The sequence below is a fragment of the Streptomyces sp. SID486 genome (genome assembly GCF_009865385.1).
Lineage (GTDB): Bacteria > Actinomycetota > Actinomycetes > Streptomycetales > Streptomycetaceae > Streptomyces.
The window spans coordinates 30,141-57,041 of sequence record NZ_WWJT01000455.1 but is presented as its reverse complement, the minus strand read 5'-3'; the positions used below and the strand labels follow the sequence as shown (position 1 = coordinate 57,041).

Genomic DNA, 26,901 nt, shown 5'->3' with positions numbered 1-26,901 from the left:
GCGGCCCCGGAGCCGGTGAAGAAGGGCAGGACCCTCACCGTCACGGGCAGGCTCACCCGGGCCGACTGGCAGGACCACAAGTACCACGGCTACAGCGGCCAGCCCGTGAAGCTCCAGTTCCGCAAGAAGGGCTCCAGCGCCTACACCACGCTGAAGACCGTCAGGACGAACTCCGCGGGCAGCCTGAAGACGACGGCCAAGGCCACGGCCGACGGCTACTACCGCTTCTCCTTCGCGGGCACCACGACCACGGCGGCGGTCAGCGCCGCGGGTGACTTCGTCGACGTGAAGTAGGCGGCACCGGTCCGGCCCCCGGGGGTGCGTCCATCCCGGGGCCGGAACGTTTCTTCTCACTTATGTCATGTGCAGGTAATGCCCCTGCCAATTCTGGCCGGGAAGCACCCTTGCCGTACAACCCTTCGCGTGCCCCGCGGATCTGATCGCCCGAGTCGACCGACTCCACGATCACTTCTCCCTCCTAGGGAACGCACATGCGCATTCGAGCCACCGTGGCCGCCGTCACCGGCGCCCTGGCCCTCTCCGCCTTCGCCGTGCCCGCCGCCCACGCGGCGCCCGTCGCCCCGAACGTCACCTTCTCCAACGTGAAGATCAACAGCGGCAAGGCGCTCTCCATCGGCGCCGGCTCGACGGTCAGGGTCTCGGCGACGTACACCGTCACGCACCCCACCACGGTCTCCATGGCGAACGTCGACACCGGCCCGCTGCTCTACCGCGGGACCTCGGCGGCGGACCCCGACACCCTGGTCGGCAGCGACGCCCCGGGCACCTGCACCACGGTCGACACGACCACCGTGAACTGCTCGGCCACGATCACCATCCCCGCCGACGAACTCTGGAACTCGGACGCCGGCACCTGGAAGCAGGGCGGCATCGCCCAGGACAATAAGACCCGCGCCGAGAAGCGGCAGAGCGACCTCGGTACTCTGCCGATCCGCCGCGCCACCAAGCTCACCACCGACGCCGCCCCGGAGCCGGTGAAGAAGGGCAAGATCCTCACCGTCACCGGCAAGCTGACCCGCGCCGACTGGGAGCGCGGCACGTACGGCGTCTTCAGCAGCCAGTCCGTCCAGCTCCAGTTCCGCAAGGCCGGCGCCACCGCCTACACCACCGTCAAGACCGTCACCTCGTCCTCCACGGGCGCCCTGAAGACGACGGTCACGGCCGGCTACGACGGCTACTACCGCTTCACCTACGCCGGATCCACCCCCTCGGCGCCCGTCAGCGCCGCGGGTGACTACGTCGACGTGCAGTAGATCCCGGCCCGCACACGCACGGCCGCGCCCCCGGAGCCACACCGGCGGCGCGGCCGTCGCGCTATGCCGCGTCCCGTTCGGACAGGAACGCGAGCAGCAGGGTGAAGAGGTGGTCCACGGCCCGGCGCTGCTGCCCTTCGGTCAGCTGGCTCCAGTGCCGGATCTCCGAGCCGGGGAAGGCGTCCTCCAGGACCAGCGGGATCCACATGAAACTGCTCTCCTCGCCCTTGCGGGCGAGCAGCCAGTCCCGCCACCCGTCGAGCAGCCGCCCCGACGTGCCGAGGTCGATGCCCGTGACGAGCATGGCCGCCGCGTAGTAGGTGCCGTCCAGGGCGTACATGCCCGGCCGGTCGCGGATGCTCCCGATCAGCTCTGCGTCAGTCACGGCACACCTCAGAAGCCGAAGTCGATGACGTCGTTGTACTGCCACTTGCCCTTGAACTCGGAGATGGTCTCCCCGCCCTTTGGGCCGAAGCCGTCGTAGACACGGCCGTTGTACACCAGGACGACGTGCTCACCCCAGAACGTGTCCTGGCCGCGGTACTGCGGGAGGGAGTTGAAGGGGCGCATGGGCCTGATCACCTTCAGCTCACCGCCGCCGAGGCTCTCCCGGATGCGCTCGGCGCACGCCCGGCAGTCCGAACTGTCCGGGATCTTGCTGGTGGGCCGGGGCAGACCCGGGACCTTGTGCTCCCCGCACGGGACGCCGCCCGAGGCGGCGGCGAGCCCCGCCGACGCGGGACGGACCGACGCGGGACGGACCGAGGACGCCGACCGCAGGGGCGCCTTGTCCAGGATGCGGCAGCCCTTCTTCAGGACCTTGACCTTGTCGTACAGCCGGTCCAGGAGCTTCAGCTTGCCGCTGAGCAGGACGTCGACCGCCAGACCCTTGCAGGAGTCGAAGTCCTTGTTCTGCATGCACTCCTCGTACTGACCGAGGCCGAGCAGCTCCTTCTCCAGGTTCCAGAGCGTGTCCGCCGCGTCGCTCAGCTCCTTGGAGTGCGCGAGAACGTCGCAGTAGGTCTCCTTGTGCTGGCACCAGCGGGCGAAGCCCTGCGGGTCGCAGGGGATGTAGCCCTGCCCGCAGCGGTACATCTCCCGGGCCCGCGCCCCGGGGTCGTTCTTCGCCTTCTCCTTGGCCTGTACGGCGGCCTTGCGCCGGGCCTTCTCCTCCTGTTCGTACTTCTTCAGCGCGACCTGGTAGGCGTCGTTCAGCGCCTTCAGCGCCGCATCGGAGTCCTTGCCCGCCTCGACGGCGGACTTCCACGCCTGGTCGGCGTAGTACGACGCCTCCGACGCCGATGCCTGGGCGACCTCGGAGGACAGCGTGGCGTCCGCCGCGGACCTGGCCGCGTCCGCCGCGGAGGCGTCCGCCCGGTTCGCCGCGTCCCGGGCTGTCTTCGCGGATGCCGCCGCCTTGGCCGCGGACGCCTCGGCGTCCTTGGCGTACTGGTCGGCCTGTTTGGCGTACGCCTGCGCGTCGCCGTACGCCGTGTTCGCCTTCGTCGCCCAGTCCTTGGCGTCGTCCTTGGCCTTGCGGGCGGTCGCGGCCACCTGCTGGGCCGTGGCGGCGTCCTTCCGTGCGGTGGCCGCCACCTTCCCGGCGTCCGCGATCATCTTCTGCACCTGGGCCACGTGGGTGGCGGTCAGGTGGTCCCTGCGCAGCGCCTGGTACTGGCCGGCGACGATGAACGCGTGCAGCGCCTGCGGCGAGCCCTCCAGGGCGATCCGGGCGGCTGCCTTCACCTCGGGTGTGCCGCCGTCGATCAGCTGTGCCGCCCGGACGCGTTCGTCCTGTGTCCGCGCGGTGTCCTGCGTCCTGGTCAGGAACGCGCTGTACTGCTTCGGGTCACCGGTGTTCAGCGCCTTGCGGCCGGCGTCCGTGAGGACGGGACCGGCGCCGTCGAGCGTCTGGGCGATCGCGACGCGCATGTCCTCGGCCGCCACCTGGTACTGGCCCTTGTCCACGAACGCGGCGACGGTGGCCGCGTCACCGTCCAGCGCCTGCTCGGCCGCGTCCCGGACCGTCTTGCTCTCGCTCTCCTCGGCGAGACGCGCGACGTACGCTCGCTGGTCCTGCTCCTCGGCCGTCTGCCAGCCGGTGCGCAGGTAGTCGAGGACCGTCTCGTCGGTACCGCCGAGAGCGGCTTCGGCGGCGGCACGGCCCCACGCCGTACCGCCCTTCTTCATGACACGCACGGCGAGGGCACGGCCCTGCCTGGCCACAGCGCCCAGGTCGGCGCCGGCTGCGGCGGCCTTGGCCACCAGCAGGTCCCGTTCGGTCCGCTGGTCCGTGGCCTCCTTCTCCAGCGCCGTCTGCGCCGCGGTACGGGTGTCGTCGTGCTCCTTGTCGTCCCGCGCGCGCTCGATGCCGGCGTTGGTCCGGGCCAGCAGCTCAGCGGACTCCACCTCGCGGGAGAGCTTGTAGATCTGCTGGGCCTTGGCCACGGCGGCCGTGGCATCGTTGGCCGCTTCGGTCGCGGCATTGGCGTGCTGCGTGGATCTGGCCGCCGCCTGCGCCGAATTGCCGGCCTGCTCCGCCGCCTCCCGGGCGGCCTTGCCGGCGTTGCGCGCATGGGTGGCGGCGGACGTCGCGGCGTCCCGGGCTTCCCGGGCGGCGACGGCTGACTTGCGGGCGAGGGCCTCGGCGTCGGCTGCGGCCCGGTCTGCCTCCGCGGCGTGCCGTCGGGCGGCTGCCGCGGCGGCGCGTGCCGTGGCGGCCTCGGCACTGGACTGGTCGGCATAGCTGCCCGCCTCGTCGGCGGCGGCTGCGGCGGCCTTGGCGTTGGCGCCCGCGCTCGCGGCCGAGTGCGCGGCGTCACCGGCGGCATCGGCGGCCTTGGCGGCCTGGTCGGCGGCCTGGGAAGCCTTGTCGGCGCCCTGCGCCGCCTTGTCGGCGGCTTCGGCGGCTTTGCGGGCCGCGTCCGCGTTCTTTGCGTCCACCGCCGCGTCGGCAGCGGCTCCGCGGGCGCGCGACGCGGCCTGCGAGGCACCCGCGGCCGCGGCCGCCGCCTGTGCCGCGGCGTTCGCGGCTACGCGAGCGGAGTTGTTCGCCGCGTTGGCCGCCTCGATCGCCCGCTGCGCGGAGGCAGCCGCCTGGGATGCCGCTGTGGCAGCCCGCATGGCGGCGCGCCCTGCCCGGTCGGTGTCGTTCTTGGCGGCCTTCGCCTCGGCCTGCGCCTCCAGCGCGGCTTCCTTGGCCAGTTCCGCCGCCTTGACCGCCTTGGCGGACTCGGCCTTGGCTGCCGTGGTCTCCTTGGCCGCCTGCCGTCCGGCCTCCGTCGCCTGTTCAGCGAGTTCGGCGACCGAGGCGTGTTCCTCGTCCTTGGCCCGGGCGGTGAACTGCCCGACGGTCAGGAACTCGTGGATGTCCGCGGGGGTTCCGTCAAGGGCTATGCGGCCGGCGGCCCGTACGTTGGTGCCACCCACACTGATGATCTGCACGAGCTGGACCCGCTCGTCCTGCTGCTGCTGGGTGTACTGGCCTTCGGAGAGGAACTTCTGCACGTCGTCGGCGGTTCCGGCGAGCGCGGCGCGGCCGGCGCTCTGCACGTTGGGACCGCTCGTGTCGATGATCTGGGCCACGCGGACGCGGCTGTCCTGCTCGGCTGGGGCTTCCCAGCCCCAGCTGAGGAAGGTCTCCAGCTCCTCCTGGGTGCCGTTCAGCGCCGCGCGTGCCGCGCCCAACAGCTCCGTGCCGCCGAGGGAGGCGAGCTGGGCGGCGCTGACCCGTTCGTCCTGGAGGTTCAGATTTTCGGCGACGTCCAGGAACGCCTGGACGTCCGCGTCGCTGCCCGTGAGCGCCGCCTCGGCGGCCGCCTTGACACCGGGACCGCCGCTCTTCCAGTAGTCGACGACGAGGCCGCGCCGTTCGGTACCGGTCACCTGCTGCACGGCCGCCCGGACGCCTGCTCCGGCCGGCGCGGCTCCCGCGGCGGGGGCCGCGCCCAAGAGGCCGGCGGTGAGTGCCAGAGGCAATAGACCCAATGCCGCACGGCGTATCAACCGCGGGGTTCTCCTCGTGCCATCGAACTGGTCAGTTCTTCGATTCACTGAGCACCTGTCTCGGTCCTCGGCGACGCCCCCGAATGCGAGTCGCCGAATTGTGGAGGAGGCAGCTTAACGCGATCGATCTTGAGGGAAAACCCGGTTTCCAGTCGTGGAACCCACTGTGAGGCCCGTCGCGGAAGGGCGTCCTCTATGAGGCCCTATAGGAGCACAAAAGATGACGTAATTGAGGTGGTGAGGTGAAGGTTGTGCGGGTGGGGCGTTGACGTGACCGCGACGCTTTGACTAACCTGTGGCCTGCCTTTACCGCTGCCTGACCAGCAGCGTGTCTACTCCAAGGCTGTTTAGTCGGCGTCTCCTATGTCTGTGGACGCGACTCCGGGGGCCTTTTATTTTTTTTACGGGGGTTAATTTTGTGGTGCCTTGATTCGCCTCGGTGTGAGGTTATCGCCATTTCGTGCAACGCTGCCTGAAGGGAATCCTCGGTGTCTTTCCCTGCCCGAAAAATCATCGTGTCCGCAGTCGTGCTCTCCCTCGCCACGCTGGCCGGAGTCTCCGTGGCCGTCGCGGACGACCCGCCTCCCGCACCGGCCCCGTCCGCTCCCCCCGTCGCGGTCGAGGACTACGGATATCCGCGAGCCGACCGGATCCTGACCGAGAAGGGGATCAAGCTGAAGAAGGGCGACGGCCACATCCTGCTCGTCGACTGCGACCAGGCAGCCCAGCAGATCCGTGTGCTCACGGTGCAGGACGACTCCGTCGGCCGGAAGGGCTCCTACTGCTTCAAGGCGACGGCCAAGGCCGGCCGCCTCACGCTCGAACTCCCGCGCATCTTCGCGGTCGAGACCACCGACCACCCGGTGAGTGCGGACCTGACCGCAGACGGCAGGACGACGACGGTCGACGTGCCCAAGGGCGGCTTCGAGTCCGTCGGCGAAGGCACCGTCGGCGGCGCCAGGTCCGTGCTGGTCGAACTCCGCGTGACCGGCTGACCCGACTGTTGCCGCAGCGCAGCCCCTGCCCCACGTCCGCGCCCCAGACGGCGCGCGGACCCGCACATCTTCTGCCTACGCAGAACAAGCCTGTGATGAGGGAAACGTGACACAGCCCCGTTCGCGCGGGAAGCGCACGGCGTGGACCGCCGGGATCCTGACGGTCGGCCTGACGACCGGACTCATGGGAGCGACGCCGGCCCAGTCTGTCGTCGGTGACCAGGTACCGGACGGCACCGACCAGTACGCGGTGAAGCTCCACATCGCCTACGGCAGCGACGACGAGCGCAGTTGCTCCGGGACCCTCGTCGACAGCCAGTGGGTGCTCACCTCGGCCAGCTGCTTCATGGCCGACCCCCGACACGCCACCAAGCTCGCCACAGGGAAGCCGCCGTACACGACGGTGGTGACCCTCGACGGCGACAACCATCCCTCCGCGGAAGCGGTCTTCAAGCAGCAGGTGCAGGAGATCGTCCCGCACCCCGACCGCGACCTGGTCATGGCCCGGCTCAGCGACCCCGCCACCATCGACAACCCGCTGGACGGCCCCTTCAAGGACCACCCGGAGGCCACCGTCGGTACGGCCGTCCCGGCCACGGGTGACGAGCTCAGGGCGGTCGGGTTCGGCCGTACCAAGGACGAATGGGTCCCGGGGCGTGCCCACACCGGCTCGTTCGACGTGGACACCGTCGACAGTTCCACCTTGGCCCTCTCACCGGCCGGCGGCGGTGGCGCTCTGTGCCAGGGTGACGCCGGCGGTCCGGTCCTGAACGCGCGGGGCCAGGTGATCGGTGTGGTCACCGCCTCCTGGAACGGCGGCTGCTTCGGCAGCGACGAGACCCGCACGGGTGCCGTCGCCACCCGTGTCGACGACATCGCGGACTGGGTGCAGCGGGTCCGGCTGACGAGCCGGAAGGACTACGTCACCGACGCCGTGACGGCGGGCGACTTCAACGGCGACGGCCGCACGGACATCGCGGCCGTCCTGGTCCGCGGAGTCGTTCACGTCTTCTACGGCCGCCCCGACGGCACGCTGCAGTACGGGGCCGGCCTCTCCGGCCTCGGCACCACCGAGGAACGGCAGCTCGTCGCGGGCGACTTCCAGGAGGGGGCGGGGCTGGAGGTCGTCACCGTCGAGAGCAAGGGGGAGCTCTCCCTCGGCGGCCGGCACTCCATGATTCCCAACCTGTGGACGCGGCCCGGCCTGTGGAACGACACCGCGTGGAAGGACGGTCTGCCCGCCGCCACCCTGCACAGCAAGACTCCGGGGCACGACACCCTGCTGTTCCAGTGGCCCGACGGCTCCCTCTACACCTACAAGAGGGATGCCGACGGCAATCTCGTGAACCAGAAGAAGTCGATGTGGCCGGACAAGTCCTGGAAGAAGAAGTTCATCGCCACCGGTGACTTCACCGGCGACGGCCGTGACGACATCGCCGCCGTCGCGGCCGACGGATCGCTGAGCCTGTACCCGGGCAAGGCCGACGGCACCTTCGACAAGGGCCGTTCGATGTCGTCCGGCAAGTCCTGGGCCACGAACCGGGCGGTGCTGGGCGGCGACTTCAACGGTGACGGCAACGCCGACCTCGCCGCGCTGACCGCCAGCGGCGATCTGCGCTGGTACGCGGGTGATGGCAAGGGCGGCCTGGCGGCCGGCAAGGGGATGTGGCCCGCCGTGTGAGGGTCAGTCCGGGAAGCGGCGGTCGATCCGTCTCCACAGGTACTCCAGGACGGCCGCCGCCACCACGGCCACGCCGACCGCCGTCCACGGCATCGCCATGCCGACCAGCCGCAGCGCGAAGAAGTCCTGCAGCGCGGGGACGGCGAGGACCAGCAGGAAGGCCGCGCCCATCGCGGCCACCAGGACCACCCGCCACCACGTGTAGGGGCGGGCGATGATCGCCAGCACCCACATGGAGATCAGGAACAGGGTCAGGGTGGCCGCGCTGGTCTCCGCGTCCAGGGCACCGGCACCGGTGTAGTGGTGCCGCGCGAGCAGGTACGTCACGAAGGTCGCCACCGCCGCCAGCACGCCGCCGGGGACCGCGTACCGCATCACCCGGCGCACGAAATGGGGTCTGGCCCGCTCGTTGTTGGGGGCGAGCGCCAGGAAGAAGGCCGGGACGCCGATGGTGAGCGTGGACAGCAGCGTCAGGTGGCGGGGCAGGAAGGGGTACTCCACCTGCCAGCACACCACCAGCAGCGCCAGCAGCACCGAGTAGACGGTCTTCACCAGGAACAGCGTCGCCACGCGCGTGATGTTGCCGATCACCCGGCGGCCCTCGCCGACCACCGACGGCAGGCTTGCGAAGCTGTTGTCCATCAGCACGATCTGCGCCACCGCCCGCGTGGCCTCCGAGCCGGAGCCCATGGCGACCCCGATGTCCGCGTCCTTCAGGGCCAGCACGTCGTTCACGCCGTCCCCGGTCATCGCGACCGTGTGGCCGCTCGACTGGAGCGCGCCGACCATGTCCCGCTTCTGCTGCGGGGAGACCCGTCCGAAGACGGTGGCCGAGTCCAGGGCCCGCGCCATCGCCGGCTGCTCTGCGGGCAGCTGCCGCGCGTCCACCGCCGCGCCCTCCAGCCCCAGCTTGGTGGCGACGGCGCCGACGGACACCGCGTTGTCCCCGGAGATGACCTTGGCACGGACGTCCTGGTCGGCGAAGTAGCGCAGCGTGTCGGAGGCGTCGGGCCGCAGCCGCTGTTCCAGCACCACCAGGGCGGTGGGACGGGCGCCCCGGGCCGGCTCGGCGTCGTCCAGGTCGCGGCGGGCGCGGGCCAGCAGCAGTACCCGCAGGCCCTGCTCGTTGAGCCGCTCGGTCTCGGCCAGCGCCGGGTCGCCTTCGGCGAGGAGGACGTCCGGGGCGCCCAGCAGCCAGGTGCTGGTCTCGCCGTCGCCCTCGCTGAACGCGGCCCCGCTGTACTTGCGGGCCGAGGAGAACGGGAGCGACTCCACACAGCGCCAGTCCACGCTGTCGGGGTAGGCGTCGATGATCGCCTGGAGGGAGGCGTTCGGGCGCGGGTCGGACTCGCCGAGCGCGCCGAGGACCTTGCGGACGTAGTCCTCGTCGGCCCCGTCCAGCGGACGCAGCTCGGTGACGTCCATGCCGCCCTCGGTGAGGGTGCCGGTCTTGTCCAGGCAGACGGTGTCGACGCGGGCCAGGCCCTCGATGGCCGGCAGCTCCTGCACCAGGCACTGCTTGCGGCCCAGCCGGATGACGCCGATCGCGAAGGCGACGGAGGTGAGCAGCACCAGGCCCTCGGGCACCATCGGCACGATCCCGCCGACCGTGCGGGCCACGGCCTCCTTGAGGTGGTCGTTCTTGACGACGAGCTGGGTGATGACGAGTCCGACGGCCGCCGGGACCATCATCCAGGTGACGTACTTCAGGATCGTGGAGATACCGCTGCGCAGCTCGGAGTGGACGAGCGTGAAGCGGGACGCCTCCTCGGCGAGCTGGGCGGCGTACGCCTCGCGACCGACCTTGGTGGCCCGGAAGGCGCCGCCGCCCGCGACCACGAAGCTGCCGGACAGGACCGGGTCCCCGGGGCGTTTGACGACCGGGTCGGCCTCACCGGTGAGCAGCGACTCGTCGATCTCCAGTCCGTCCGCCTCCGCGCACACGCCGTCGACCACGATCTTGTCGCCGGGGCCGATCTCGATGACGTCGTCGAGGACGATCCCGGCGGTGGGGATCTCGGTGGCGACCCCGTCCCGCCGTACCGTCGGCCGGGACTCGCCGATCACGGCGAGGGAGTCCAGCGTCTGCTTGGCCCGCCATTCCTGGACGATGCCGATGCCGGTGTTGGCGAGGATCACGAAGCCGAAGAAGCTGTCCTGGATCGGCGCGACGCACAGCATGATGACCCAGAGCACGCCGATGACCGCGTTGAACCGGGTGAAGACGTTGGCCCGGACGATCTCGCCCAGCGACCGGCTGCTGCGCGCCGGCACGTCGTTGACGAGTCCGCGTGCGACCCGGTCCGCCACCTGGGCGCCGGTCAGTCCGGCCGACGGACTCGCGGGAAGGGCCACCGGATGCACGGGATCGAGTTCGGCACCCGCGTCTATATGGCTCATGCATTCGACGGTACGTGGGGATGTCCGCATGTGCCCGCTCGCCGGCCGGCCGAGGCCGTGGGCGGAGGTGTCCGGGGCCTGCCCGCGGTCCGGCCGTCGGGCCGGGTGGCTACTCCGCCGTTGCCGGGCGCGGCGCGGCGTCCCGCTTGATCGCCGCGTCCCGCCTGCGGACGTACCAGACGCCGATCAGTCCCAGCCCGCCCCCGGCCAGGCAGGTCCAGAGCCACCACAGGTGCCCGTGGTCGTCGAACCAGCCGTAGAAGGGCAGCTGGAGGAGGAAGAGCACGAACCACACGATCGTGCCGCCGGTGATGGTGGCGACCACGGGGCCCTCCAGGGGCTCGGGCGCCTCGTGCTTGGGGGTCCACTTGGCCATGGGGAACAGCTTATGGGCCACGCCGGGGCGGGCGACGGGCCGATCAGGTCTACGCGCGGAGATGGCGATCTCTCCCTTATATCTTCATACTGAAACCGTTTGTCTTTGACCACTTCCGCTCGTACGAAACTCCAACGGGGCTCGGGGGAACCCCGCTGGTGGAGGTCTCGCATGTCCACCTCGGCACCCGCCAAGGTCCCCACCCCCGAAAAGCCGGGCGGTTCGCCCGCCTTCGGCGCCCTCGACCGCTACTTCAGGATCTCCGAGCGCGGCAGCTCCCTGGCCCGTGAGATCCGCGGCGGTCTCGCCACCTTCTTCGCGATGGCCTACATCATCGTGCTGAACCCGATCATCCTCGGCAGCGCGAAGGACATGTACGGGCATCACCTGGACAACGGCCAGCTGGTGACGGCGACCGCGCTGACGGCCGCGTTCTCCACGCTGCTCATGGGTGTCATCGGCAACGTGCCGATCGCGCTCGCCGCCGGCCTCGGCGTGAACTCGGTCGTCGCGCTCCAGCTGGCGCCGCGCATGTCCTGGCCCGACGCCATGGGCATGGTCGTCCTGGCCGGCTTCGTGGTCATGCTGCTGGTCGCCACGGGACTGCGTGAGCGCGTGATGAACGCCGTGCCGTTCGGGCTGCGCAAGGCGATCTCGATCGGTATCGGCCTGTTCATCATGCTGATCGGCCTGGTGGACTCCGGCTTCGTCACCCGTATGCCGGACGCCGCCCAGACCACCGTCCCGCTCCAGCTGGGCACGGGCGGTCACCTCACCGGCTGGCCGGTGCTCGTCTTCATCCTGGGCGCGCTGCTCACCTTCGCGCTGATCGTCCGCAAGGTGCCGGGCGCGATCCTCATCTCCATCGTCGGCATGACCGTCCTCGCGGTGGTCGTCAACGCGGTCGCCACCATCCCCTCCTGGGGCCTGACGGTGCCGAAGTGGCCGGGCAACCCCGTCTCCACCCCCGACTTCGGCCTGGTCGGCCAGGTCAGCCTGTTCGGCGGCTTCTCCAAGGTCGGTGTGCTGACCGGCATCCTCTTCGTCTTCACCGTCCTGCTGTCGTGCTTCTTCGACGCGATGGGCACGATCATGGGCGTCAGCGACGAGGCCAAGCTGACCGACGCCGAGGGCTACATGCCCGGCATCAACAAGGTCCTCCTGGTCGACGGCCTCGCGGTCGCCGCGGGCGGTGCCAGCTCCTCCTCGGCCACCACCGCCTTCGTGGAGTCCACCGCCGGCGTCGGTGAGGGCGCCCGTACCGGTCTCGCGAACGTCGTCACGGGCGGCCTGTTCGCCGTGGCGCTCTTCCTCACCCCGATCGCCACCATGGTCCCCTCCCAGGCGGCCACCCCGGCGCTGATCGCGGTCGGCTTCCTGATCCTGTCGAACTCCATCAAGGAGATCGACTGGGCGGACCACACCATCGCGATCCCGGCCTTCGTGACGATGCTGATGATGCCGTTCACCTACTCGATCACGAACGGCATCGGCATGGGCTTCATCACCTTCACGGTCCTGCGCCTGGTCGCCGGACGGGCCCGGCAGATCCCGGTGCCGATGTACGTCGTCTCGGCCGTCTTCGCCTTCTACTACCTGATGCCGGCGCTGGGCCTGACCTGATCCGCCCCCGCGCGTGAGCTGTCACGTCACCCCGTAGAACTTCTCCGTCTCCTCGACGGCGGTCCTGAACCGTTCGTCGAAGTCACCCCGAATGAGCGTCCGGACGACATAGTCCTGGACGCTCATTCCTCTTATCGCCGCGTGGTGCCGGAGCCTTTCGAGCAGCTCCCCGTCTATCCGCAGGCTGAGCACGCTGGTCCCCATGCGTACGAGGGTCGCCACATCCGGCCGCCCGACGCGTGACTTTCCGGACCCGGCTCACCCGTACGGGTGATCAGAGGATTCAGTGGCGGTCGTCACGGGCACCGCGGGCGCGCCCGAGTGGTCTTTAGTCAGGGTAATGAGTTACCCTAACGAACATGCCGGACCTTACCCATGGCGACGACGCTGCCGCCGTGAACTCCCTCCGCTCCGCCGTGATGCGGTTGTCCCGTCGCCTCAAGCACCAGCGGGTCGACGAGTCGCTGAGCCCCACCGAGATGTCGGTGCTCGGCACCCTCTTCCGCTGCGGCTCGGCCACCCCGGGCGAACTCGCCCGCAAGGAGCACGTCCAGCCGCCGTCGATGACCCGCATCGTCGCGCTGCTCGAAGCCAAGGGGCTGGTCCGGCTGGAGCCGCACCCCGAGGACCGGCGCCAGAAGGTCGTCACCCAGACCGAGCAGGCCGAGGCGATGCTCGAGGAGAGCCGCCGCAAGCGCAACGCGTTCCTGGCCGGCCTGGTCGAGGGCCTCGACGAGGACGAGTGGGCCGCCCTGCGCGCCGCCGCCCCCGTGCTGGAGAAGCTCGCACACCTGTAGACCCGCCGATCGAGGAGGCGACCCTTTTGAGTACGGGATCCGGAATACCTTCCGCCCCCGCACCGACCACCACCACCCCCGTTTCCCGCAAGTCCTCGATGTTCAGCTCGCTGAAGATCCGGAACTACCGCCTCTTCTTCATCGGCCAGGTCGTCTCCAACACCGGCACCTGGATGCAGCGCATCGCCCAGGACTGGCTGGTCCTCAGCCTCACCGGCTCCTCCGCGGCCGTCGGCATCACGACGGCCCTGCAGTTCCTGCCGATGCTGCTGTTCGGCCTCTACGGCGGCGTTCTCGTGGACCGCCTGCCCAAGCGGCCCGCGCTGCTGGTCACCCAGGCGTCGATGGCCGTCGCCGGACTCGCGCTCGCCGCGCTGACCCTCACCGGCCATGTCCAGGTCTGGCACGTCTACGTCGCCGCCTTCGCCGTCGGACTCGCCACGGTGGTCGACAACCCGGCCCGCCAGTCCTTCGTCTCGGAGATGGTCGGCCCCGACCAGCTGCAGAACGCGGTCAGCCTGAACTCGGCGAACTTCCAGTCCGCCCGGCTCGTCGGCCCCGCCGTGGCCGGCCTGATGATCACCGGTGTGGGCACCGGCTGGGCGTTCCTCGCCAACGGCCTGTCCTTCGCCGCGCCGATCACCGGCCTGCTGCTGATGCGCGCCCGTGAACTGCACGTGGTGCGGCGCGCGCCGCGCGGCAAGGGCCAGCTGCGGGAGGGGCTCAGCTATGTGGCGAAGCGGCCGGAGCTGATCTGGCCGATCGTCCTGGTCGGCTTCATCGGCACCTTCGGCTTCAACTTCCCGGTCTGGCTGTCCGCCTACGCGGACGACGTCTTCGACGCCGGAGCCGGCGGCTACAGCCTCTTCAACACCCTGATGGCCGTCGGCTCGCTGGTCGGCGCGCTGCTGGCCGCCCGGCGCGGCACGGCCCGGCTGCGCATCCTGATCGCCGCCGCGCTGGCCTTCGGCGCGCTGGAGATCGTCGCCGCGGTGGTGCCGTCGTACTGGCTGTTCGCGCTGCTCATGGTGCCGATCGGGATCTTCGGCCTGACGGTGAACGTCACCGCGAACACCGCCGTGCAGATGGGCACCGACCCGGCCATGCGCGGCCGGGTGATGGCCCTGTTCATGATGGTGTTCATGGGCGGCACGCCGCTGGGTGCGCCGGTGGTCGGCTGGATCACCGACACCTACGGCGCCCGGGTCGGCTTCGCGGCCGGCGGCGCGGTGTCGGCGCTCGCGGCCGGCGCGATCGGCCTGGTCCTGGCCCGTATCGGCGGTCTGCGGCTGTCGGTGGGCTGGCACCGCGGCCACCCGCGGGTCCGCTTCGTCCCGCGCGAGCGGGAGGAACTGGCGACGGCCGCCTGACCCTCCCGGGCCCCGGGGCCTGCGGCCCGGTGCGCCGTGGCCCCGGGCCCCGGCGGTTTCCGGCCCGGTGAGGCGTGGCCCCGGGCCCCGGCGGTTTCCGGCCCGGTGAGGCGTGGCCCCGGGCCGCGGCGGATTCCGCCCCGGTGAGCTGCGGCCCCGGGCCCCGGGCCGGAGGGTGTTAGTCGACCCTCCTGGCGAGCACCTGTCCCGGCCAGTCGTTCGGGCCGTGGGTGTAGGGGTGCGTCGGGGTGAAGCCGTTGGCCTCGTAGTAGGCGACCAGCGCGCCGTCCCCGCCCGCGTAGCAGTCCACGCGCAGCAGGCCCACACCGGCCTCCCGGGTCACCCGGGCGGCGTGCTCCAGCAGCGCACGGCCCGCGCCCCGCCCCTTGAAGCGGCGGTCGGAGGCGAGCCAGTGGACGTACCGCTCGGCCTCCCCGGGCGCCGGAAGGTGTGACAGGTAGGAGCCGGGCCCGTCGGTGAGGGTGAGCGTGGCGGCGGGCACGCCGTCGACCTCGGCGATGTACGTCGTGCCCTCGCCCATGGCCCGGACGACCGCCGCCACCGTCTTCTCGTGCCGCGACAGCGGCTCGGTGCCCCACTGGACGGTGCGCCCCTGTGAGACCAGCCACTCCACGCTGCTGTCGAGCATGCCGAGCACGGCGGGCAGGTCGTCGGGGCCGCCTTCACGAATGGTGATCGTCATCGCCCCATCATGCCCGTCCGGGGTCTGGGATCGTGAGGTCCATGAGACTCTTCGCCGCCGTACTGCCCCCGGAGGACATCGCGGACGAACTCGCCGCGGAGGTCGCCCGGTTGAGGCAGCTGCCGGGCGCGGACCGGCTGCGCTGGACCGGCCGCCCCGGCTGGCACTTCACCCTCGCCTTCTACGGCGAGGTCGCCGACGACCTGGTCCCCGGCCTGTCGGACCGCCTGGCCCGCGCGGCACGGCGTACCGCACCGTTCACGCTCGCCGTCGCGGGCGGCGGCCAGTTCGGCCGGGGAAGCGTGCTGTGGGCGGGCGCCCGGGGGGACGTGGAGGAGCTGCGGCTGCTGGCCGACCGGGCCGAGGCGGCGGCGCGCAAGGCCGGTGTGCCGATGGGCGAACACCGGCGCTACCAGGCCCACTTGACGCTGGCCCGCAGCCGGGACGCGGTGGACGTGCGGCCCTGCGTCGGCCTGCTCCACGAGTTCGCCGGCCGGAGCTGGAGCGTCGCCGACGTGGCGCTGGTGCGCAGCCGTCTGCCGGCGTCCGGGGTGCCCGGGGAACAGCCGCGCTACGAGGTGGTCGCCCGCTGGGCACTCGGCGCGGGCGGTTAGTCTCGAATACGTGGACCCGAAAACCCGGAACCGGATCATGGCCGGTGCGCTTGTGTTGCTGTTCGTCGTGGTGGCCGTGGCCTCAGCGATGCGCTGAGCCGGGAGCGGCGGGCGCGCGGTCGCCGTTCGGCCGCGAGCCGTCCGCGCCCGGCCACGCCCGCCCGGCGGGGCCGCACGTCGGTGCGGCCCCGCACTCTGCGGGGCGCCTACCAGGCGAACGCCTCCGGGGACGGCCCCGGGCCGGGGAAGATCTCGTCCAGGCCGGTCAGCAGCTCCTCGCTCAGCTCCAGCTCCACGGCCCTGAGCGCCGACTCCAGCTGTCCGGCGGTGCGCGGGCCGACGATCGGGCCGGTCACGCCGGGACGGGTCAGCAGCCAGGCCAGTGCCACCTCGCCGGGCTCCAGACCGTGCTTGTCGAGCAGGTCCTCGTACGCCTGGATGCGCGCGCGGGCCGTCGCGTCGTTCAGGGTGTCGGCGGCCCGGCCCGAGGCACGGCGACCGCCCTGGACCTCCTTCCTGATGATCCCGCCCAGCAGACCGCCGTGCAGCGGGGACCACGGGATGACACCGAGGCCGTACTCCCGCGCGGCCGGGATGACCTCCATCTCGGCGCGGCGCTCGGCGAGGTTGTACAGGCACTGCTCGCTGACCAGGCCGATGGTGCCGCCGCGGCGCGCCGCGGTCTCGTTGGCCTGGGCGATCTTGTAGCCGGGGAAGTTGGAGGAGCCGGCGTAGAGGATCTTGCCCTGCTGGACGAGGACGTCGATCGCCTGCCAGATCTCCTCGAACGGGGTGTCCCGGTCGACGTGGTGGAACTGGTACAGGTCGATGTGGTCCGTCCGCAGCCGCTTCAGGCTGGCGTCCACCGCGCGCCGGATGTTCAGCGCGGAGAGCTTGTCGCTGTTGGGCCAGGCGGGTGTGCCGTCGGCGGACATGTTGCCGTACACCTTGGTGGCGATGACGACCTTGTCGCGCCGCCCGCCGCCCTGGGCGAACCAGTCGCCGATGATCGACTCGGTCCGGCCCTTGTTCTCGCCCCAGCCGTACACGTTGGCGGTGTCGAAGAAGTTGATGCCCGCGGCCAGCGCCGCGTCCATGATCGCGTGACTGTCGGCCTCGTCGGTCTGCGGGCCGAAGTTCATCGTCCCGAGGACGAGCCGGCTGACCTTGAGTCCCGTGCGTCCGAGCTGCGTGTACTCCATGGTCACCAGCCAACGGCTTGGAGTGCGCTCCAGGCAAGCGCTCCCGGCCCGGCGCCGCGAGCGCGCCCTGCCCGGCTCCGGACGCGGGGGCCGAGCGCACGCACCGGACGCCGCTCCTTCACCCACGGAGATCCTTCAGGAGGGCCCTAGTCGCGGGGGAAGGAGTCGGTCCTGAGGACGAGATCGACGACGGTGCCGGTCAGGTCGACGTCGGTGCCGAAGTCCACGGTCGTCCGCGTGGCGTAGTCGCCGTCCTTGGGGTGCGTGTAGACGGAGCAGCGGCCCTGGTAGGGGTCGGCGACGACGTAGAGGGGGACCTCGGCGACCGCGTAGGCGGTCTTCTTCGGGCCGTAGTCGTTCTGGGCGGTGGCCTTGGAGATGACCTCGGCGACGAACTCGACGTCCTGGTACCGCCAGTGGCCGGTGTCGTCCTTCTCCGCGGAGTCCTTGAGCAGGGCGACGTCAGGGCAGAAGCCGTTCTCGTGTCCCGGGAAGTCGATGCGGACGTCGGAGAAGACCCTGGCCCCCCTGCCGAATTTGTCCTCGATCGCCCAGAGGAACTCGCGAATGATCTCCCAGTGGATGTCCCGCTGCGGCGTCATGAACAGGCTGCCCTCGACAATCTCGGCCCTGAATCCTTCGGGGACGGGCATCCGCTCCAGGCGCTCGAACCACTCGTCCAGGCGCTCGGTCTCGTCGTCGGCGTCGGCCATGGCGATCCTGTCTTCGAGGACGGTCATCGTGGCGCTCCTCCCCGGCTGCCCCACGGACGAGTGCAGCCGCGCGGTACAACGATAGGCACCGCGGGGACGTGACGCCGGATCCCGGTCAGTTCGTTCCAGCCACGTACGCCCGTCCGACGCCCCACCCCCACGCCGCCCGCATCGCCCCCGCGAACGCCTCCGCGATCAGGTGTTCCCCGCGCGCGTTGGGATGCGTGCCGTCGTAGGTGTCGGTGTGGATGTCGTACGACTCCGGCGCCGAGGCGGACAGCAGCGGGGAGCGGGGTTCGTCCAGGTCGGCCACCGTCTTGGCGAGCAGGACGTTGAAGAGGTCCACCTGCTCGGCGAAGGACTCGTCGGCCGCGGCCCGGATGTTGGGGATGACCGGGAGCAGCACCATCCGGATGCGGGGGTCCGCCTCCCGGGCGTTGGTGACGAAGGCCCGGACGTTCTCCGCCGTCTGCTCGGGGTTCGTGTAGAAGCCCAGGTCGATCAGGCCCAGGGAGACCAGGAGGACGTCGGGTCGGTGGGCCCGTACCGCGTCGCCGATCAGCGGGGCCATGTGCAGCCAGCCCTCGCCCCAGCCCGCCAGGTGGGCGCGCGGGAAGTCGGGGTCGGCGTAGGCGAGGGACGTCGGGGCGTCGGTCTGCTTGTCGTACAGCGTCTCGCGCGGGCCGACGAAGGTGAACGGGCCGTCGTACGTCCCGCACAGATGCCGCCACAGCTGGTGACGCCAGGTGTGTTCGCCCGCGCTCCCGATCGTCATGGAGTCGCCCACGGGCATGAACCTAAGCATGCGCTCATGATGGACGATCGCCGCCGCTCCCGGGATCGGGGGGTCTGTGAGGCGGACCACGTCGACCGGACCGCCGCCGGGAATGGCAGGCTTGGGGCATGCGTCGACCGTTCGCCGTTCTCGCCGGGTTGCTGCTCGCCGGTGCCTGCGCGCTGCCCGCCTCCGCCGCCGGCACGCCCGGCGACCAGGGGTTCACCATCAAGGACCCGCGGATCACCGAGTCCAGCGGGCTCGCCGCCTCCCGGCTGCACCCCGGCATCTACTGGACGCACAACGACAGTGACGACGGGCCGTACCTGTACGCCGTGGACAGCGCGACCGGCCGGACCGTCGCCCGGGTCACCCTGCGGGGCATCGGCTCACCGCGGGACGTCGAGGCGATCTCCATCGGACCGCACGACGAGATGTACGTCGGCGACATCGGCGACAACTTCGGCGGCAAGTGGCCGTACGTGTGGATCTACCGGCTGCCCGAGCCGAAGCAGCTGACGGACCAGACGGTCACGGCCACGCAGTACGTCGTCAAGTACGAGAACGGCCCCCGGGACGCCGAGTCGCTGCTCGTCCACCCGAAGACCGGGCGCGTCTACATCATCGACAAGAAGCAGGACGGCGGGCACCTGTACGAGGGTCCGGCCACGCTCTCCACGTCCGGCGCGAACGTCTTCAAGCCCGTCGCGCCCGTCGACCTGTGGGCCACCGACGCCGCCTTCTCCCCGGACGGACGTCACCTCGCCGTGCGCGGCTACCTCGGCGGCATCTACTACGACTGGGACGGCGGCCGGATCAGGCGCCGGGCGGCCCTGGACGTGCCCCTGCAGGGCCAGGGCGAGTCCGTGTCGTACTCCGCCGACGGCACCCGGCTGATGTACGGCAGCGAGGGCGCGCAGAGCGCCGTGACGGCGAAGGACGCCCCCGACCGCCCGGCGGGCAAGTCGCCCGCAGGGGAGTCGGGTTCAGGTTCCTCCGCGGACAAGGGGGACGGCGGGAGCTTCAAGGTGGGCGCGGTGGTGGTCGCGGCCGGCCTGGTGGCCCTGTTCGGGCTGCGGCGGCTGCGGCGGCGCTGAGGCGCACGGCCGGGGCGGCACCGCGAGCCGCTTCCGGCAGCCGGGCACCGGAAGGACGGTATTCGGCAGCTGGGCACCGGAAGGACGGTGTCCGGCCGGGCACCGGAAAGACGGTCGTGCTCGCGGGGTGGCCGCCGCCCTCCATGACGGTCAGGCGCTTGGGCGCCGGCCCGGACGGGTTCACGATGCGGGCGCCGGACCCGGCGCCGCGGGGTCATGAGATGCCGACAGCGGACGGACCGCCGGTCTCCGGCGCGGTGGCGGAAGCCGGGTACTCGGCGAGTGGACAGGGCAGTTCGGGTCGCGTGCGGTTGGGGGCGCAGGTCACCAGCGCCAGGGAGACGAACGCGGGCCGCTCCAGATAGAAGCCGAGCGAGACGTCGCCGCCCGCCGCCAGCCGTTCGACCGCCGCACCGACGACGACGGCGAGGTGCCGGCCGTCACGTTGCTCCTCGTCGGCGAAGCGCCCGGCGAACTCGGCCAGCCTGTCCCCGAGCCAGCCCCCGGCGCCCGCCGCCTCGGACCAGGTGCCCCGCACCAGCGAGCGCGGCTTGAGGAGCCAGTACGCCGTCTCCAGCGGCGGCAGGTCGGAGGCCGGGAACGCGGCGGCCACCTCCCGGTACCGCTGTACCAGCTCCGGCGGGCTCTCGGCGGGGGGCGGTTGCGGGTGGGGCGGACGGCGGAGGGCGTCCTGGTCGAAGCGGGACTTGGGGCCGTGCCAGAGGTAGCCGTGGTGGTGCACGGAAGGGTCCTGTCCGGGGGTGGTGCGGCGGCCGGTCCCGGAGTCGGGACCGGCCGGGGGAGCGGCCGGCTCAGAGGGCGAGGCCGAACCGCGTCGGATCGATGCCGGCCGCGCTCAGCTCCTCCGAGGTGAACCGCAGCGGTTCGAGGTCGGGCCGCTTGCCGTCCCCGAGGGCCCAGGCGTCCTCCCCGATGCGGGCGAGCACCACGCACCCCTCGGTGCAGGGGCCGCCGCATGCCTGCACGAAGGTGACGGCGGTGAGGTCGAGTTCGTAGAGATCGTTCGGCTTGGGCATGCCTGTGCCTTCCCGTCGGGCCTGGTCAGGGCCGGGTGGTTGGTCTCGGGGGGACCGTAGGCGGGAAGGTGCCGACGTGGGCGCGAATATTCTCCGTTATTCTCGCGCGGTCACTCTGGATGCATGGACATTCACTCAGAGGTACCGACATGCTGTGGAAGTCGACATCGCCGAGCCCGAGGGGGCGCACGTGGCACGCAGGTTACGGTTCAACGGGACGGGGAGCGGGGACGACGGGTGCCCGTCCGTCCATGAGGACGTGGACAGCGGGGAAGTGATCGTGCACGGTCCACCGCTCACCGACCCCGGGGATGTCGAGCAACTCCGCCACCTCTCGGAGGGCGAAGTCGCGATCGTGGTGCCCCGAGACCTGCTGGTCGACTGGGGCCCGAAAGAGCGGACGAGGAAGGTCCGGACGATCGGCCTGGACGAGTTCGGGGCCCTGTTCGGCAAGTTCGAGCACACCGCGTGGCGGCTGGAGACCCGTCAGCGATACGCGAGTGACGAAGCCACCGACACCTACCGGCAGTTCGTGGAGACCGGTCAGGTGAACTGGACGTACGACCATCCCTACTGCCGGACGATCCGTGAGCAGACCGCTCAGGGGAAGCGTGTCGAGCGTGTGCGCATCGTGGATCAACCGCCGACCACAGGGCAGCTCTACCTCCTTGACAACGCCAAGCGGAACAGCGGCATGGGTGAAGACATCCGGAACATGTGGCGCGCTGACGCGGATCGACTCCAGCTCCCCGCCGAGGACTTCTGGCTGTTCGACAGTCGGTTCATCGCGCTCCTGCGATTCGATGACGACGACCAGCTCACGCACGTGGACCTGATCACCGAGCCTGCAGAGGTGGTGCGCTGCTGCATGGTGCGCGATGCTGCGTGGCATCACGCCGTACCGTGGCAGCAGTTCACGGCCGAGGTGGGCGGCGACGTGTAGAGCGGGAGCGGGGACCGGTGAGCACGGACTACCAGAGGGCGCGAGTTGAGCTGGGCCGTAGGCTCAGGGAGTTACGCGACGAATGCCCTGGTGGTCGGCTCACCGGTACGGATCTCGCTCAGGTGCTCGGCTGGCCGCAGTCCAAGGTCAGCAAGCTGGAGAACGGCCGCCAGACGCCCACGGACGGCGACTTGCTGGCGTGGGCCGAGGCGGTGGGGCAACCGTCCGCCTACCCCGAACTCCGTGCCCGGCTGAAGGGGTTTGAAAGCCACATCCGTTCCTGGAGACGCCAGTTGGCGGGGGGACACGCCCCTGTGCAGGAGATGTGGAACACGCTCACGTCCGGTGCCGAGATCAAGCGGAGCATGAGCAGCGCCGCTGTCAGTGGTCTGCTGCAAACCGCCGACTACGCCCGGTACGTGTTCCAGGCGCACGCCGCGCTCCAGGGTGCCCCGCGGGACACGGATGCCGCGGTGCGGGCTCGAATGAAGCGGCAGGAGTGGCTCTATCGTCCCGGCAAGCGACTGGACCTGCTTATGCACGAGAGTGTGCTGTGGGCTCGCATCTGCCCACCGGAGGTACTGGCGGCCCAATTGGATCGTCTGCTCGGTGTGGTGGGCATGGATACGCTGCGTATGGGCATCCTGCCGCTCGACGCCGACATCTCCCTGACGCTGGGTAACTCCTTCACCATCCTCGACGATCGACTCGTCGCGGTGGAGGAATGGCACGCCGAACTCTGGCTGGACGACGCAGAAACGATCGCCCTCTACCGTCGCGTCTGGGACACCTTCGCCGAGTCGGCCGTCTTCGGAACCGAAGCCCAGCAGGTGATCGCCCGGGTCCGGCGGAGCCTCAAGGTCTGAGGACGCAGGGGCGTACGACGTCGTCGTCGGCCTGCGTGGAGGTGGCGCGCACCGCCGGCCACGGCCGAGCCGTCCGCGACAGCAAGCGCCATATCGGCGGCCTCCTCCGGACCGTTTCTCGCGAGAACTGGCAGGAGTTCCTGCGGCAGTTCGTGCAGGCGACGCGAAGGGGTGCCCGGCAGGTCGTCGCCGGGCACCCCTTCGCCGCTGTGTGCGGAACGGCTACAGCTTCTCGATGACGTAGTCGACGCACTTCGTCAGCGCCTCGACGTCCGCCGGGTCGATCGCCGGGAACATCGCGACGCGCAGCTGGTTGCGGCCGAGCTTGCGGTACGGCTCGGTGTCCACGACACCGTTCGCGCGCAGCACCTTGGCGACGGCGGACGCGTCGATCTCGTCGGAGAAGTCGATCGTGCCGATGACCTGCGACCGCTTGGCCGGGTCGGTGACGAACGGGGTGGCGTACTTCGACTCCTCCGCCCAGGTGTACAGGCGCGTCGAGGAGTCCTTCGTACGGGCCGTGGACCAGGCGAGACCGCCTTGGCCGTTGAGCCACTCCAGCTGCTCGTTGAGGAGGAAGAGGGTGGCCAGCGCCGGGGTGTTGTACGTCTGGTTCTTGCGGGAGTTGTCGATCGCCGTGGGCAGCGAGAAGAACTCCGGGATGTGGCGGCCGGAGGCGTGGATCCGCTCGGCGCGCTCGATCGCGGCCGGGGAGAAGACGCCGATCCACAGGCCGCCGTCGGAGGCGAAGGACTTCTGCGGGGCGAAGTAGTAGACGTCCGTCTCGGCGACGTCGACCGGGAGGCCGCCCGCGCCGGACGTGGCGTCGACCAGGACGAGCGCGCCCTCGTCGGCACCGGCCACCCGCCTGATCGGCATGGCGACACCGGTGGAGGTCTCGTTGTGGGTGAACGCGTAGACGTCGACGCCCGCCTCGGCCTCGGGCTCCGGGTGGGTGCCGGGGTCGGCGGCGATGACGGTCGGCTCGGCGAGCCAGGGGGCCAGCTTGGCCGCCTTGGCGAACTTGGAGGAGAACTCACCGAAGTTCAGGTGCTGCGACTTGCCGTCGATCAGGCCGTGCGTGGCGATGTCCCAGAACGCGGTGGAGCCACCGTTGCCGAGGACGACCTCGTACCCCTCGGGCAGGGAGAACAGCTCGGAGATGCCCTCGCGGACCTTGCCGACCAGGTTCTTGACCGGCGCCTGGCGGTGGGAGGTGCCCAGCAGGGACGTACCGGTGGCGGCGAGGGCGTCCAGCGCCTCGGTCCGCACCTTGGAGGGGCCCGCGCCGAAGCGTCCGTCGGCGGGCTTGATGTCAGCGGGAATCTGGATGTCGGCCACGGAAGGAGGTTAACCGCTGGAGGAAAGCCGGGAGGAGACATGTCCGTCCGATGAGACGAGATCACCGGGACGTGGACTTGTCATGTCGTACGACGTTCGGCACGGGGCTGTGGAAAACTCGCGGTGACTGTCCGTGAGGGGATGCATCCTGGACGCATGACAGATCTTGCGGATCTCGGGGACGCACTGCGCAGGACGGTCCGTGGAGAGGTCGGCTTCGACGCCACCGCCCGGGCGCTGGCCACCATGGACGCCTCCAACTACCGGCGGGTCCCCCTGGGCGTGGTGGCACCGCGCGACGCCGACGACGTGGAGGCCGTGCTGGAGGCGTGCCGGGAGCGCGGAGTCCCGGTGGTGGCGCGCGGTGGCGGCACGTCGATCGCCGGGCAGGCGACCGGCACCGGCGTGGTGCTGGACTTCACGCGGCACATGGCCGGCCTGCTGGAGCTGGACCCCGGCAGCCGTACGGCGGTCGTGCAGCCGGGGCTCGTCCTCGACCGGCTCCAGGAGGCCGCGGCGCCGCACGGACTGCGGTTCGGCCCCGATCCCTCCACACACGGCAGATGCACGCTCGGCGGCATGATCGGCAACAACTCGTGCGGCTCCCACTCGGTCGCCTGGGGCACGACCGCGGACAGCGTGCGGGAGCTTTCCGTGATCACCGCACGCGGGCGCCGGCTGCGGCCGGGCCGGGACTGGGCAGGCGCGCCGGAGGGACTGCGGGAGCTGGCCGAGGGAGAACTGTCCCGGCTGCGCACGGGCTTCCCCGAGCTGCCCCGCCGCATCTCCGGTTACGCGCTGGACGCGCTGCTGCCCGAGAAGGGAGCGGACGTCGCCCGCTCCTTCTGCGGCTCCGAGGGCACGCTCGGCATCCTCACCGAGGCCGTCGTCGGCCTGGTCGAGAACCCGCGCGCGTGTGCCCTGGCCGTGCTGGCGTACGCCGACGAGAGCGCCGCCGCCGAGGCCGCGGCGGGCCTGCTGCCGCTGCGGCCGCTCACGGTGGAGGGCATGGCCGCCGATCTGGTGCCGGCCGGGGCCGGGCTGCCCCGAGGCGGTGCCTGGCTGTTCGTGGAGACCGGCGGGGACACGGCGGCACAGGCGCGGGCGCGCGCGGAGGAGATCGTCCGCGCGGCCGACGTGGTGGACGCGCTGGTCGTCACCGACGCGGCGGCCCAGCGCGCGCTGTGGCGCATCCGTGAGGACGCGGCCGGCACGGCCACCCGGATGCCGGACGGCACGGAGGCGTGGCCCGGCTGGGAGGACTGCGCGGTGCCGCCCGCCCGGCTCGGCGGGTACCTCCGCGAGTTCCGCGCCCTGCTGTCGTCCCACGGACTGCGCGGCACGCCGTACGGCCACTTCGGCGACGGCTGCATCCACGTCCGCATCGACTTCGACCTGCTCACCGCGCCCGGTGTCGGCCGCTTCCGCCGCTTCTCCGAGGACCTGGCGGACCTGGTGGCGGCGCACGGCGGCTCGCTGTCGGGAGAGCACGGCGACGGGCAGGCCCGCGCGGAACTGCTGCCCCGGATGTACGGAGCCGGGACGGTGGCCCTGTTCGAGCGGGCCAAGGCGGTGTGGGACCCGGACGACCTGCTCAACCCCGGGATCCTGGTCCGCCCGGCCCGGCTGGACGAGAACCTCCGCTTCTCCGTCCTGCCCCGCCGCCCGGTCGACGTGGCCTTCGGCTATCCGGCGGACGGCGGCGACTTCGGCGCGGCCGTCCGCCGCTGCGTCGGCGTCGCCAAGTGCCGCACCGCCACGGCGGCCGGTCCCACCGTGATGTGCCCGTCCTTCCGGGCCACCGGCGAGGAGGAGCACTCCACGCGCGGCCGGGCCCGGCTGCTGCACGAGATGCTGGCGGGCGAGGTGGTCACGGACGGCTGGCGGTCCACGGAGGTCCGGGACGCCCTCGACCTCTGCCTGTCCTGCAAGGGCTGCCGCTCGGACTGCCCGGTCGGTGTGGACATGGCCACCTACAAGGCCGAGTTCCTGCACCATCACTACGCGGGCCGCCGCCGCCCCGCCGCCCACCACAGCATGGGCCGGCTGCCGCGGTGGCTCCGCTGGGCCGCCCGCACCCGCACGGCGCCGGTGGTCAACGCGCTCACGGCGGTGGGGCCCCTGGCCGCCCTCGGCAAACGGCTGGGCGGGATCGCGCCGGAGCGGGCGATCCCACGGCTGGCGACGCGGACGTTCACCGGGTGGTGGCGCCGGCGGAAGCCCGCCGGGGGCACCGGCGACCTGGTCGTCCTGTGGCCGGACACCTTCACCGAGCACCTCTCCCCTGCCGTCGGCCGGGCCGCCGTCCGCGTACTGGAGGCCGCCGGACTGCGAGTGGCCCTCCCGCCGACCCTGCTGCCACGCGGGGGAGCGATCGGGGACGGAGCGACCGGGGGCGGGGGGACGCGGGCGGTGACCGCGCTGCTCGCGGCGCGCCGGGCCCGGGTCTGCTGCGGCCTGACCTACATCTCCACCGGCCAGCTCGACCGGGCCCGTACGGTGCTGCGCCGCACCCTGGACCTGATGGAACCGGTGGTGCGGGCCGGCGTGCCCGTCGTCGTCCTGGAGCCGAGCTGCGCGGCCGCGCTCCGCACCGATCTGCCGGAGCTGCTGTCCGACGATCCGCGGGCCGCCCGGCTGTCCTCCGCGGTCCTCACGTTCGCCGAGGTCCTGGAGCGGCACGCCCCGCACTGGTCGCCGCCCGCCGTCGGCCGTCCGGTCGCCGGCCAGACCCACTGCCACCAGCACGCGGTGCTCGGCGACGCCCCCGACCGCCGGCTGCGCGACGCGGCCGGCCTCACCGGCGACCTCAGCGGGGGCTGCTGCGGCCTGGCGGGCAACTTCGGCTTCGAGAAAGGCCATTTCGAGGTCTCCCGGGCCTGTGCGGAGGAGCAGCTCCTGCCGTCGGTGCGGCAGGCCCCCGAGGGCGCGGTGATCCTGGCGGACGGCTTCTCCTGCCGCACCCAGCTGGAACAACTCGCCGGGGTCCGGGGCCGGCACCTCGCGGAGGTGCTCGCGGAGGCGCTGGGGGAGGGCGGCGCGGCGAAGTGAGGGCGGCGCGGCGAAGTGAGGCGGCGCGGCGAAGTGAC

The 26,901-nt window shown here is 71.3% G+C and carries 24 protein-coding genes and 1 pseudogene; 13 read left to right on the top strand and 12 right to left on the bottom strand.

Features of this window, described 5'->3' with window-relative positions; all coding sequences use genetic code 11:
- Both GT045_RS21615 and GT045_RS21610 read left to right on the top strand, forming a co-directional pair.
- Positions 1-294 (top strand): annotated as a pseudogene (locus tag GT045_RS21615) (hypothetical protein); the annotation flags it as partial.
- 197 nt (positions 295-491) lie between these two features.
- A complete protein-coding gene (locus tag GT045_RS21610; RefSeq protein WP_161335136.1) occupies positions 492-1,274 on the top strand; it encodes a hypothetical protein in 783 nt (260 codons plus the stop codon).
- Between the two features lie 61 nt (positions 1,275-1,335).
- On the opposite strand, the gene GT045_RS21605 is transcribed toward GT045_RS21610, so the two are convergent.
- Together GT045_RS21605 and GT045_RS21600 are read right to left on the bottom strand one after the other, a co-directional pair.
- A complete protein-coding gene (locus tag GT045_RS21605) occupies positions 1,336-1,659 on the bottom strand; it encodes a hypothetical protein (RefSeq protein ID WP_161335135.1) in 324 nt (107 codons plus the stop codon).
- Positions 1,660-1,667: 8 nt separating this feature from the next.
- On the bottom strand, positions 1,668-5,168 hold the full coding sequence (locus GT045_RS21600; protein ID WP_161335134.1) for an ALF repeat-containing protein: 3,501 nt from the start codon (positions 5,166-5,168) through the stop codon (positions 1,668-1,670).
- Between the two features lie 626 nt (positions 5,169-5,794).
- On the opposite strand from GT045_RS21600, the gene GT045_RS21595 reads away from it, so the two are divergent.
- Entirely contained in the window at positions 5,795-6,274 is a 480-nt protein-coding gene (locus GT045_RS21595; protein ID WP_345942708.1) for a hypothetical protein, read from the top strand.
- 106 nt (positions 6,275-6,380) lie between these two features.
- A complete protein-coding gene (locus tag GT045_RS21590) occupies positions 6,381-7,955 on the top strand; it encodes a trypsin-like serine protease (RefSeq protein ID WP_161335133.1) in 1,575 nt (524 codons plus the stop codon).
- 3 nt (positions 7,956-7,958) lie between these two features.
- Here GT045_RS21590 and GT045_RS21585 read toward each other — a convergent pair whose 3' ends face one another.
- Together GT045_RS21585 and GT045_RS21580 are read right to left on the bottom strand one after the other, a co-directional pair.
- Positions 7,959-10,355 carry an HAD-IC family P-type ATPase gene (locus GT045_RS21585; protein ID WP_161335132.1) on the bottom strand — a complete coding sequence of 799 codons (2,397 nt, stop codon included), beginning with the start codon at positions 10,353-10,355 and terminating at the stop codon, positions 7,959-7,961.
- Positions 10,356-10,464: 109 nt separating this feature from the next.
- On the bottom strand, positions 10,465-10,731 hold the full coding sequence (locus GT045_RS21580; RefSeq protein WP_161335131.1) for a DUF2530 domain-containing protein: 267 nt from the start codon (positions 10,729-10,731) through the stop codon (positions 10,465-10,467).
- Positions 10,732-10,902: 171 nt separating this feature from the next.
- Here GT045_RS21580 and GT045_RS21575 point away from each other — a divergent pair, with 171 nt between their 5' ends.
- Entirely contained in the window at positions 10,903-12,354 is a 1,452-nt protein-coding gene (locus GT045_RS21575; RefSeq protein WP_161295279.1) for an NCS2 family permease, read from the top strand.
- Positions 12,355-12,375: 21 nt separating this feature from the next.
- On the opposite strand, the gene GT045_RS21570 is transcribed toward GT045_RS21575, so the two are convergent.
- Positions 12,376-12,558 (bottom strand): ribbon-helix-helix protein, CopG family, encoded by a 183-nt coding sequence (locus GT045_RS21570; protein WP_161295277.1) that lies wholly within the window; start codon positions 12,556-12,558, stop codon positions 12,376-12,378.
- Positions 12,559-12,713: 155 nt separating this feature from the next.
- Between GT045_RS21570 and GT045_RS21565 the strand changes: the two genes are divergently transcribed.
- Together GT045_RS21565 and GT045_RS21560 are read left to right on the top strand one after the other, a co-directional pair.
- Positions 12,714-13,151, top strand: coding sequence for a MarR family transcriptional regulator (locus GT045_RS21565; protein WP_076087155.1), 438 nt, complete (start codon positions 12,714-12,716; stop codon positions 13,149-13,151).
- A 26-nt stretch (positions 13,152-13,177) separates the two neighbouring features.
- Positions 13,178-14,521: an MFS transporter gene (locus GT045_RS21560; protein WP_237538755.1), complete on the top strand. Its 1,344-nt coding sequence runs from the start codon at positions 13,178-13,180 to the stop codon at positions 14,519-14,521.
- Between the two features lie 178 nt (positions 14,522-14,699).
- On the opposite strand, the gene GT045_RS21555 is transcribed toward GT045_RS21560, so the two are convergent.
- Complete coding sequence (locus GT045_RS21555; protein ID WP_161295275.1) at positions 14,700-15,224, bottom strand: GNAT family N-acetyltransferase; 525 nt, start codon at positions 15,222-15,224, stop codon at positions 14,700-14,702.
- 41 nt (positions 15,225-15,265) lie between these two features.
- Here GT045_RS21555 and thpR point away from each other — a divergent pair, with 41 nt between their 5' ends.
- Positions 15,266-15,838, top strand: a complete 573-nt coding sequence (thpR, locus tag GT045_RS21550; RefSeq protein WP_161335130.1) for an RNA 2',3'-cyclic phosphodiesterase — start codon at positions 15,266-15,268, stop codon at positions 15,836-15,838.
- A 206-nt stretch (positions 15,839-16,044) separates the two neighbouring features.
- Here the strand turns inward: thpR and GT045_RS21545 are convergent, their stop codons facing one another.
- From GT045_RS21545 to GT045_RS21535, 3 genes are all read right to left on the bottom strand, one after another.
- The gene (locus GT045_RS21545) at positions 16,045-17,040 is read right to left on the bottom strand and encodes an aldo/keto reductase (RefSeq protein WP_161335129.1); all 996 of its coding nucleotides are present in this window, start codon (positions 17,038-17,040) and stop codon (positions 16,045-16,047) included.
- Between the two features lie 146 nt (positions 17,041-17,186).
- The gene (locus GT045_RS21540) at positions 17,187-17,780 is read right to left on the bottom strand and encodes a Uma2 family endonuclease (RefSeq protein ID WP_161335128.1); all 594 of its coding nucleotides are present in this window, start codon (positions 17,778-17,780) and stop codon (positions 17,187-17,189) included.
- Between the two features lie 88 nt (positions 17,781-17,868).
- Entirely contained in the window at positions 17,869-18,558 is a 690-nt protein-coding gene (locus GT045_RS21535; protein WP_161335127.1) for a GDSL-type esterase/lipase family protein, read from the bottom strand.
- A 98-nt stretch (positions 18,559-18,656) separates the two neighbouring features.
- Here GT045_RS21535 and GT045_RS21530 point away from each other — a divergent pair, with 98 nt between their 5' ends.
- A complete protein-coding gene (locus GT045_RS21530; protein WP_161292943.1) occupies positions 18,657-19,625 on the top strand; it encodes a WD40 repeat domain-containing protein in 969 nt (322 codons plus the stop codon).
- Between the two features lie 214 nt (positions 19,626-19,839).
- Here GT045_RS21530 and GT045_RS21525 read toward each other — a convergent pair whose 3' ends face one another.
- Together GT045_RS21525 and GT045_RS21520 are read right to left on the bottom strand one after the other, a co-directional pair.
- Positions 19,840-20,367 (bottom strand): hypothetical protein, encoded by a 528-nt coding sequence (locus GT045_RS21525; RefSeq protein ID WP_161335126.1) that lies wholly within the window; start codon positions 20,365-20,367, stop codon positions 19,840-19,842.
- Positions 20,368-20,437: 70 nt separating this feature from the next.
- Positions 20,438-20,662, bottom strand: a complete 225-nt coding sequence (locus GT045_RS21520; RefSeq protein ID WP_161335125.1) for a DUF397 domain-containing protein — start codon at positions 20,660-20,662, stop codon at positions 20,438-20,440.
- Between the two features lie 190 nt (positions 20,663-20,852).
- On the opposite strand from GT045_RS21520, the gene GT045_RS21515 reads away from it, so the two are divergent.
- Genes GT045_RS21515 through GT045_RS21505 form a run of 3 tightly spaced genes read left to right on the top strand, consistent with a single transcriptional unit; the run spans position 20,853 to position 22,710 of the window.
- Positions 20,853-21,605 (top strand): DUF6879 family protein, encoded by a 753-nt coding sequence (locus GT045_RS21515; RefSeq protein ID WP_161292952.1) that lies wholly within the window; start codon positions 20,853-20,855, stop codon positions 21,603-21,605.
- Between the two features lie 17 nt (positions 21,606-21,622).
- The gene (locus GT045_RS21510; RefSeq protein WP_161335124.1) at positions 21,623-22,471 is read left to right on the top strand and encodes a helix-turn-helix transcriptional regulator; all 849 of its coding nucleotides are present in this window, start codon (positions 21,623-21,625) and stop codon (positions 22,469-22,471) included.
- Positions 22,387-22,710 carry a DUF397 domain-containing protein gene (locus GT045_RS21505; protein WP_237538759.1) on the top strand — a complete coding sequence of 108 codons (324 nt, stop codon included), beginning with the start codon at positions 22,387-22,389 and terminating at the stop codon, positions 22,708-22,710. The genes GT045_RS21510 and GT045_RS21505 overlap by 85 nt, the downstream gene beginning before the upstream one ends.
- Here the strand turns inward: GT045_RS21505 and serC are convergent.
- On the bottom strand, positions 22,694-23,812 hold the full coding sequence (gene serC / locus GT045_RS21500) for a phosphoserine transaminase (protein ID WP_161292935.1): 1,119 nt from the start codon (positions 23,810-23,812) through the stop codon (positions 22,694-22,696). The two genes, GT045_RS21505 and serC, sit on opposite strands and share 17 nt — an antisense overlap.
- Positions 23,813-23,968: 156 nt before the next feature.
- On the opposite strand from serC, the gene GT045_RS21495 reads away from it, so the two are divergent.
- The gene (locus GT045_RS21495) at positions 23,969-26,863 is read left to right on the top strand and encodes an FAD-binding and (Fe-S)-binding domain-containing protein (RefSeq protein ID WP_161335123.1); all 2,895 of its coding nucleotides are present in this window, start codon (positions 23,969-23,971) and stop codon (positions 26,861-26,863) included.
- Positions 26,864-26,901 lie beyond the last annotated feature (38 nt).